Source organism: Leptolyngbya sp. PCC 6406, from assembly GCF_000332095.2.
In the GTDB taxonomy this organism is placed as follows: domain Bacteria; phylum Cyanobacteriota; class Cyanobacteriia; order Phormidesmidales; family Phormidesmidaceae; genus PCC-6406.
On record NZ_KI913949.1, the window covers coordinates 2,639,237 to 2,647,937 of the forward strand.

Genomic DNA, 8,701 nt, shown 5'->3' on the forward strand with positions numbered 1-8,701 from the left:
CAGAGCTTTTTTTACGCTAGCCGGGGTGGCATCCCAATCTGACACAGAAATGGAGATGCCGCCGATGTCTATGGTGGGCTCGTTGCCTTCACTCATGAGCCTACCTTAACCCCTATCGAGACCCTGGAACCCTTAATTCTTCGTGAACCCCTGAAGGCTTACCAAGCCATAAGAGTCCGTGATATTCCACACCCTCTCGTTTACAAAGATTCCTAAGAGGCTTTTCATTAGTTAGTAGTGTTCGCCGAAATGTTTTAGCGTAATAAAAATTCAGAACGTCCTGTGAACTTAATCGACTTGTCTTAAAGGGCTGGGCCTGTTGTCTCCATTCAATTTGGCTCTCGATCTCTTGAATACCGGCTGCGACTACCTGATCTGCCAAACCTTCGGGCTCTTGACACTCCAGCAAAACGATATCTAAGACCTCTGAAGCCTCAAGTTTGAGTAAAATATCTAGCCCTTGCACAAAACCCAAGTCGATTAAGACATTAGCATCCAGCAGGAAAGTCAAGACTTACCATCCTCCATCCATTGCTGAAGGTTCATCCGAATACTGTTAAGTGATTGCCCTAAAATTTCGGCAGCTCTTGAGGCCGTTATTTCTTGCCCCAAGAGGGCGCGGAAAGTCAATCGTTCTAATCGGCTTAGTCCAGCAGGCTTTTTCAGTTTTGGTTCTTCATGGTGATGTCCATATTTTTTGTTGATCATCCCCATTTGTTGCCCCATTTGAGTCTTGGTGATGAATCCGAGTTGGGCAGCACGATACAGTACAGACCTCATGCTGATGCCATAACGCAGCTTCAGATCTGCCAGCAGAGGTTCTGGAATCCATCGATTTTGGTAGCCGTGCAGTTCTTTTCGTAGAATTTGCTCTGAGAGGGCTACTGCACCAGCTAGATGATCCGATGCTTTTTCCCGAGGGTCTTTCTTTAGGGTTTTACTTAAAGGTTCAGAAGAGTTTCTATAGTCTTGACGATGAAAAATAAGATGAGCTAACTCATGTAAAGCCGTGTGGAACTGGCGTTCGGTTGGGTGCCCTGAATGAACAAAAATGACTGCCCCTAGCTCATTGGTATAGGCAGAGAAGCCAGATACGTCATCTGGCAGTGGGTGAGTAATAATTTTGAGTCCTTTGCTTTCTAACAGGAGAAATATGTCTCCTAATGGCGTCAGATCACTTACTCCTAGCCACGATCGCACGTTTTGGGCAACTTCCTCCACGATGTAGGCATCGTATCCCTTCAGCGGCCTTTGCTCGGGTAATGCTGGGACCTCATCCAGCAAGCGTTCGATAGAAGCATAGTCAACTGCTTTCTGGGTTAATAACCGACGTAATGCGGGCGTAAGAGATGAGGGTTTATCCGCTCGGAATAGTAGACACATTTCTTCCTCTTCGGCCTGATGCGCGAGATCAGGCAAGAGGAGATCGACAGAGATATCTAAAACTTTGGCGACCTTCGTGAGGTTGGCGAGTGAAGGAGCGCGATCTCCCGTCTCCCATGCCGCAACCGTCTGCCGAGTCACACCAATAGCCTCGCCCAGTTGCTGCTGGGCAAGGCCAGCTTGCTCTCGAAATGCTCTCACGGCGTTAACAACTTCCATCTGTTTTGGGGCAGATTGGCTATAGTGATGTTAGATCTAGCGGATGAATTTTGAAACCTCAATGTTAGATCTAGTTAACATTCTAGCCAATCAGGGAGGTGATACATCATGGCTAAAACAAACGACGGTAAGAAGATTGTGCCTGTGAAGCCCCACACGCGCACTCTTCCCAATGGAAAACCCGTCCTAGTGAAGCGGCATCGTCGCTCAACTCCCAAATAGGACGGGCTAGATTGACCGGGTAACTCTCAATTTTTCTAGCGTGAGTTGGTCGCTTGGCTAGGAACTGAGGGTTATCTGTTCAAGATGTATTAGTGTCTCATATCTCGCCGTGGCCTCTATCATCAATCGCGTTGAGAATATCCTGGGTTTGCATGGAAGCATTCATGCTTGTGGGAGATATGGCGAATCAAGGTACCCAGACTTGGAGGACACGTCCAGAGAGCTGGTGATTAAAAAATGGGGTGTTGTGGGAGCGCGATCGCAGATTTGCTGCCGTCACTGACCAGCGCTCGGTGGGGTTAAACAGAAACGCCTCGGCGGGGGCACCGGGTGCGATTGCGGCGGGGGTGAGTTCCAGACATTGGGCGGGGCGGGTACTCAGGGCTTGTACTAAGGTTAACGGCGACCAGTCTCCAGAGACCACAAATCGCTGCCATAGGGTTGCCCAAGCCAGTTCCAAACCAATGGCTCCGGCGGGGGCTTGGTCAAAGGGGACGGTCTTGTCTTCGTAGGTTTGGGGGGTGTGGTCCACCGCGATCGCATCAATCACCCCAGCTTTAACCCCGGCAATCAGGGCAGCTTGATCAGCGGGATTCCCCAGGGGCGGGTCCAGCCGCAGGTGGGGATCGTAGTTCAAAACGTCCTGGGTCGAGAACAGCAGGTGCAGCCAGGAGACACTGGCGGTAATCGGCAGTCCCTGGGCCTTAGCCTGGGCTAACAACGCCACACTCCGGGCGGTAGACACCCGCATGATATGAACCGTCGTTCCAATTTCCGCCACCAGTTCCAACAGTGCGGCCAAGGCAGCGGCCTCGGCGGCTACGGGCTGCTCTGCCAAACCCGCCACTTGGGCCAGGGCTCCCGCCCGCGCCACCCCCATACCGGCAAGGGCGCGATCGCAGGGCCATAGGGCGACCGGGGCATGGATAGGACGCAAATATTCCAGCAGTCGCCGCAGTAGCACCGGATTGTCAAGGGGATGACCATCGGCACACCCCGCCAAACCAGGCGTTCCGGCGGTGAACTGGGCTCTCAAGTCTGCCAATTCCCCCAGGTCCGCCATCTGGCTCCCTGCCGTCCCCTGGGTCAGAGCCGCCCAGGGCAGCAGCAGGGGGCGGGGCGTCATCGGCAATGTCGCCGCCCGCTGAAGAAACCCCCGCAGGGCATCGGGATTGTCCAACGGCGGGGCCGTATCCGGCAAAATCCCCACGCGGGTAAAGCCCCCCGCGATCGCACTTGCCGCCAAACTCTCCAGGGTTTCCCGCTCCTCGTACCCCGGTTCGCCGCTATGGCTGTAGAGGTCTACCAACCCAGGAACCAGAATGCATCCACTGCCATCCAGGACCGGAATGTCGGCAGGAATGTCAGTCAGGTGAGGTGCAATGGCCTTTGGCCGGTCGGAGACCATCGCGGCAAACCGTCCCGACTGGATCAATACGTCCGCCACCTGATCGGTGTTCGTCCCTGGATCCAAATACCGGACTTGGCGAATCAAGGTATCTGTCATCTCACCCGTCCCCGCCGACAGGACTCCCGCCGACAGCGCTCCCACCTACAGTGCCCCCATTTACAGCACCCCACCTACAGCGCTCCCGCTGCGGTTTTGTCAAAGATGGTGCCCGACAGGTGAATGGTGATATTAGCAGCGGTTAACACCGGAGCGCTATCCACCCCATTCGGATAGTCAATGACACTCACCGCCCCATTCCCCTGCTTGAACTTCCAGAAAGACTCTGGCCCCAGCCCGACAATGTGGCAGAGAATGGCCTTGTTCACCGCATCGTGGGCAGTGACCAGCACCGTCTTGGGGACATCACCACCGCTGTACTTGGCCACAATAGACTGCCAAGCAGCCACAGAACGATCCCACACCTGCTCCAGATTCTCGCCCCCCTCCCCCGGCATCTGCACCGTCTCCGGCGCGCTTTGCCACTGGGTCAGCAGACCGGGATAGCCCGCCTCAATTTCCGACTCGTAGAGCCCCTCCCATTCCCCATGGCCAATTTCCTTCAGGTCCGCCACATCCTCCAGGGCCACGCCGGGATGATGGCGCAGGATGATCTCAGCCGTTTCCTTGGGGCGAGAGAGGGGACTGGTAGCAGCGGCGTCAAGATGCACATCCTTGAGGAAATCCGCTGCCTTTTCCCCCTGGGCCTTGCCATTTTCATTCAGGGGAATATCGATTTGCCCCTGGAAGCGACCCTGGCGGTTCCACTCCGTTTCCCCATGGCGGACTAGCAGTAACCGGGGACCGCGATGACGGCTGCGGAAGGGGGGCAGGGCATCGCCCATGTGACTTGTCAGGTTCATAGACTCCAGTTGAACGGCCTCCCCTAAGCCACCGGAGAAATTCATCACACTAATGGCGCAGTTAGCCTGGTGCAGGGCTTCATGGCGCTCGGCTCCCAAGCCTAGGGCGGTGGCGATCAGGGCGCGGTTGATGGCGCTATGGGCCACTACCAGCAGGGTGTGGCCAGAATGCTGGGGTAGGATGGTCTGCCAAAACCGGGCCGCGCGATCGTAGAGATCTCGAATGGGAAAGAATGGGCTGCCATCCTCTAGGGTGAAGACAAAATTCAGCGGGTCATGGAACCAAGCGTGATACTGCTCGGGATATTGGTCCGCCGTCTCCTGAAAGGACAGCCCTTCCCAGGAGGGCAGATCAATTTCCTTGAGGATATCCATCGGCTCCGGGGTGGGCAGGCTGGGGTCAGCGGTGTGGAGTACCGCCGTCAGAGTTTCAGCGGTTTGAAAGGCCCGCTTCAGGGAACTGGCATAGATATGGTCAAAGGGAATACCCTTGAGCGCCTCCCCCACTCGCTGAGCCTGGGCGATCCCCAATTCCGTTAGCTCAGACCGATCAATTTGCCCCTGGATCAGTCCCTTTAAGTTGTAGGTACTCTGACCATGCCGCACCAAAATCACACGTGTTCTCAAGGCTTTGCCCTCCCCCCGCGATCGCCAGACTGATTTTACCCTGGAGAGAGGAGAGGACGGAGGAATGGGAGATGGGCTAAAGTCGAAAGGTATTGGTAGCTTAAAAAGACTGTAGGGTAGGCATTACCCGCTAGGCTGAAATAGGCTTAACCCATGACCTCAGAGACGCCGCCCCAGTCATCGAATACCTTCCGTCGCATTGTTCTGATCGCCATTACCCTGCTGGTGACGGTGATTATGGGGCAGGCACTGGTGAGTAGCTGGAATGAACCCCAAGTAGCCAATCGCCTAGAGCTATACCAAACAGATTTGCTATTGCAAGCCACGGATTGGGTTGGGGAGGATCTGCCACCAGAGCAGGTAACGCTGATCCGGCGCAATCTGCTGGGGGATGATCCTCTAGGCAGTGCCCAGGACAGCTACAGCAAGGTGCGGGAAACGGCTCTTGCCCTGTTGAACGAGCAGGAAGAGGAAAGCTCCGCCGCCATCCCCTCCCATCGCCGCCAGACAACCTACGAACAACAGGCGGAATTACTGGACCTGATTGACCTGCGGCTGGGGATTTTACAGGGCGCGCAGGGAGAGACCGCAGCAGCGGTGGCGTCTTGGCAGCAGGTTCAGGAGCGGAATGCTCGGGGCAGCGATCTTTGGCGTACAGCAGTAACTCTGGAAACGTTGTGGCAGGGGCAGGCGGTGCCCACCGATGACGACACCCTCTTGTCCGACGGACTCCGAGGTTGGTTTCGTGCCCAAGCTCTGGCTAAGTTTTACGAGGAGACGGATCAGCCCCAGGCGCGGGCAGATTTACAGGCCCAGACCCAGGCTCAAGCTACAACGACAGTCCTAGTGCTGGGCATTGTGGGGGCGTTTCCTGCTGTCGGCTGTTTGCTGGGGGTTGGAGTGCTGCTGTTTGTGGGAGGGCAGCGATTGCTTAAGGGCAAGGAGGCTTGGCTGGCCCGGAATAGCAGTACCCCCTGGGAGGTGCCTTGGACCGCTGAGACTATCTGGCAAGTGGTGGTGGCAGGGTTTTTCTTTCTAGGGCAGGTGGTGGTGCCCCTGGTGGTCAGTCCTCTGGGTAGCGGGCTGGCCAGCTTGGGGATTCGGGGGCGGGCTACCTATGCCCTGCTGTATTATGTCCTAATGGCCATCGGCGCGATCGCGGTTTTAGGCGTCTCAATTCGCCGCTATCGCCCTCTGCCCCAGGGCTGGTTTCAGTTTCAGTTAAAGGGCTCCTGGCTACTTTGGGGGGTGGGGGGCTACCTCGCAGCCCTACCGCTGATGCTGAGTATTTCCTTGCTCAATCAGCAACTCTGGCGGGGGCAAGGGGGCAGCAACCCTCTGCTGCAAACCGTGCTGGAGGCCCATGATCCGGTGGCGTTGGGTCTCTTTTTTGTCACCGCCGCGATCGCGGCTCCCCTCTTTGAGGAGTTCCTATTTCGGGGCTTCCTACTGCCCTCCCTGACTCGGTACATGCCGGTGGGCGGCGCAATCTGGCTCAGCAGCTTTATCTTCGCGGCGGCCCACCTCAGCCTTTCGGAGATTCTGCCTCTGATGGTGCTGGGCATGGTGCTGGGGCTGGTATATACGCGATCTCGGAATCTGCTAGCTCCCATGGTGCTCCACAGCGCCTGGAACAGCGTCACCATGATCGGGCTATTCTTGCTAGGGAGCGCCGCCTAGTGCAGAAAGACAGAAGGATGAAGGTTCCCTGGCGGCGGATCCGCCACGGATGCCCCCAGATGAAGGCTGGGGCGGCAGATGATGGACCTTTTTGGTAAGAATAATTAATTTTTCCAGAGATGTTTGTCGCCTCCGATAGAATTTGAGGCGACAAATAGTGGTTTTGCAAGTTACTTCTATGTCCACCCGAAAGGTCACTATTAAAAGCCTAGATCTTCTCAGCACTGGCAAAATTCAGGCTATTATTCTGGCAGTCTTTGCCCTCATCTTTGCTGTGCTTTTCGCAGTTTTCATGTTGCTGTTAGGAAGTGCAGCAAATGAGATGGTGATGGGTATTGGCAGTGCGATCGCCTTCGTCATCTTTGTCCCAATTCTTTATGGAATTGTGGGCTTTGTGGCTGGAGTTGTGGGGGCACTGATCTATAATTTGGCAGCCGGAGCTGTGGGAGGAATCCAGTTTGAATTCAAGTATGATGAGGGGCAGCTCTAAATGAGTGGATTAATGTTTACCCAAGCTTAATCCTTTGTTCATTAAAGCTCCTTCTAGCTGTTGTAAAACCAGCTCGGGGATTCAATCTGGAGAATTTGACGCCGGTCTGGGTGGCATTCTTCAAAAAAAATACGGTTCATAGGAGTAACTAAACCATGACTACTGGTGGTGCTGAGAAGAAAATAGCTGCGGGTATCTGTGGAATCCTTCTAGGAGCCTTAGGTGTCCATAAGTTTGTTTTAGGCTATAACACCGAAGGCATTATTATGCTGCTGGTGAGTCTTCTGACCTGCGGCTTAGGTTCACCGATTATGGGCATTATTGGCTTGGTGGAGGGAATCATTTATCTCACCAAGCCCGATGAAGAATTTGTGGCTATCTATGTTAACAGCCATAAAGGCTGGTTCTAACGCCCATTATTCGGCTAAAACATTAAAGGTCTCCACTTCCTTGCCAATAACCCATCAATCTTCACCCATGATGTGAGATTGTAATAGACCAAGAATTCAGCCCGAGAAAAGTAACGCATTCTTTCGGGCTGTTTTTTTGCTCCGGAGCCGTTAGGTAATATATAGCAATCCCATTTGATTTTGGTTCTAGCACTACATTGTAGAACTATCCCTATCATCGTCGCGTCGCCGTGCGCAAGCGTCCCGCTTGCCGCAGGTCAGAAGACCATGCCAGGTAATAGGGCAGCATTTACACCGCAGGGTACTAGTACCGCAGGGCGTAAATAAGCCCACTATTGTCGCACCAGCTCAACCTTTTCCGGTCCCCTCTCCCCTTGGGAGAGGGCTAGGGTGAGGGGCCGAGTGTGCCACGATGGAACGGCCAGGGTATTTCCGCCGCCCAGTACTAGTACAGTAGGGCGTAAATCAGCTCACTATCGTCACACCAGCCCAATATTTTCCGGTCCCCTCTTCCCTTCGGCGAGGGCGAGGGCTTCGGCGTGAGGGACGTGCGTCTAAATAAAGTACCGGAACCGTTGAGCACTGGTAGGGTGCATAGCGCTAAGGCGCGGCTTCGCCCACGCGAAGCAATCAATGCACCAATAGGCAAAGTGGCAATTGGTACCTTATTTTCTTGCGAGTCCCTGAGCTCAGCCGAACGGTGAGGGGCCGAGATGTCCTGCAATAGAACGATTAGGGTATTTACGCCGCAGAGTACTAGGCTCTTGTTATCGTCCTTGAATAGCAACACTCCGGACAGTTTTTCGGGGTAGGTTGGAGAAAAGCTATCCACCGCATAGAGTGCAGGTGTACGAAAAACACGGTGCACCGATGGATAGCCTCAACCGCATCTTAGCCGGTCTGCTGACGACAGCAGGCCATTTAGCAAACCGCAGCGCCAGTTTCTGATGACGCTGATGACCACGATTTTTGTGGTTTGTGGCAAAGTCAACTACACCAACCTGAGTCGATACAGCGACCGCTGTGAACGAACCTACCGGCGACATTTTGAGGCTGGACTGGGCCTAGAAAGCTTGAACCAAGCCTTAATTGAGCAGGTGATTGCAGACACCAGCACTCAGATTGCAGTGGTGGACTGCACCTTTACTGAGAAAAGTGGTCGTCACACCTACGGACTGGACTGGTTCTACAACGGCAAAACGCAGCGGGCCGAACGGGGGTTGGAATGGTCAGTGGTGGCGGTGGTTGATCTGGGGCAGAAGACCGGCTATGCCCTATCGGCGCAACAAACCGCAGCGGGGCTAGGGGCACAAGAACCTGCCACGGCTGACGAGACAACACCCCCCAAGAGCCGAGTTGA

Annotated in this window: 7 protein-coding genes and 1 pseudogene; 4 read left to right on the forward strand and 4 right to left on the reverse strand. The window is 54.7% G+C overall.

Going from position 1 to position 8,701, the window contains the following annotated elements; translation table 11 throughout:
- Nucleotides 1–112: 112 nt before the first annotated feature.
- The 4 genes from LEP6406_RS0211685 to LEP6406_RS0211700 form a co-directional block, all read right to left on the reverse strand.
- Nucleotides 113–511 carry a hypothetical protein gene (locus LEP6406_RS0211685; RefSeq protein WP_008307825.1) on the reverse strand — a complete coding sequence of 133 codons (399 nt, stop codon included), beginning with the start codon at nt 509–511 and terminating at the stop codon, nt 113–115.
- On the reverse strand, nt 508–1,602 hold the full coding sequence (locus tag LEP6406_RS0211690) for an XRE family transcriptional regulator (protein WP_008307822.1): 1,095 nt from the start codon (nt 1,600–1,602) through the stop codon (nt 508–510). The genes LEP6406_RS0211685 and LEP6406_RS0211690 overlap by 4 nt, the downstream gene beginning before the upstream one ends.
- 409 nt (nt 1,603–2,011) lie before the next feature.
- On the reverse strand, nt 2,012–3,331 hold the full coding sequence (locus LEP6406_RS0211695) for a dihydroorotase (RefSeq protein WP_008307818.1): 1,320 nt from the start codon (nt 3,329–3,331) through the stop codon (nt 2,012–2,014).
- 74 nt (nt 3,332–3,405) lie between these two features.
- Nucleotides 3,406–4,761, reverse strand: coding sequence for a histidine phosphatase family protein (locus LEP6406_RS0211700; RefSeq protein WP_008307816.1), 1,356 nt, complete (start codon nt 4,759–4,761; stop codon nt 3,406–3,408).
- Nucleotides 4,762–4,914: 153 nt separating this feature from the next.
- Between LEP6406_RS0211700 and LEP6406_RS0211705 the strand changes: the two genes are divergently transcribed.
- The 4 genes and pseudogenes from LEP6406_RS0211705 to LEP6406_RS34260 all read left to right on the forward strand — a co-directional run.
- Nucleotides 4,915–6,441 (forward strand): CPBP family intramembrane glutamic endopeptidase, encoded by a 1,527-nt coding sequence (locus LEP6406_RS0211705; protein ID WP_008307815.1) that lies wholly within the window; start codon nt 4,915–4,917, stop codon nt 6,439–6,441.
- Nucleotides 6,442–6,619: 178 nt separating this feature from the next.
- A complete protein-coding gene (locus tag LEP6406_RS0211710) occupies nt 6,620–6,931 on the forward strand; it encodes a hypothetical protein (protein ID WP_008307813.1) in 312 nt (103 codons plus the stop codon).
- 155 nt (nt 6,932–7,086) lie between these two features.
- Nucleotides 7,087–7,341, forward strand: a complete 255-nt coding sequence (locus LEP6406_RS0211715; protein ID WP_008307811.1) for a TM2 domain-containing protein — start codon at nt 7,087–7,089, stop codon at nt 7,339–7,341.
- Nucleotides 7,342–8,297: 956 nt separating this feature from the next.
- Nucleotides 8,298–8,701, forward strand: a pseudogene (locus tag LEP6406_RS34260) (IS4 family transposase); the annotation flags it as partial.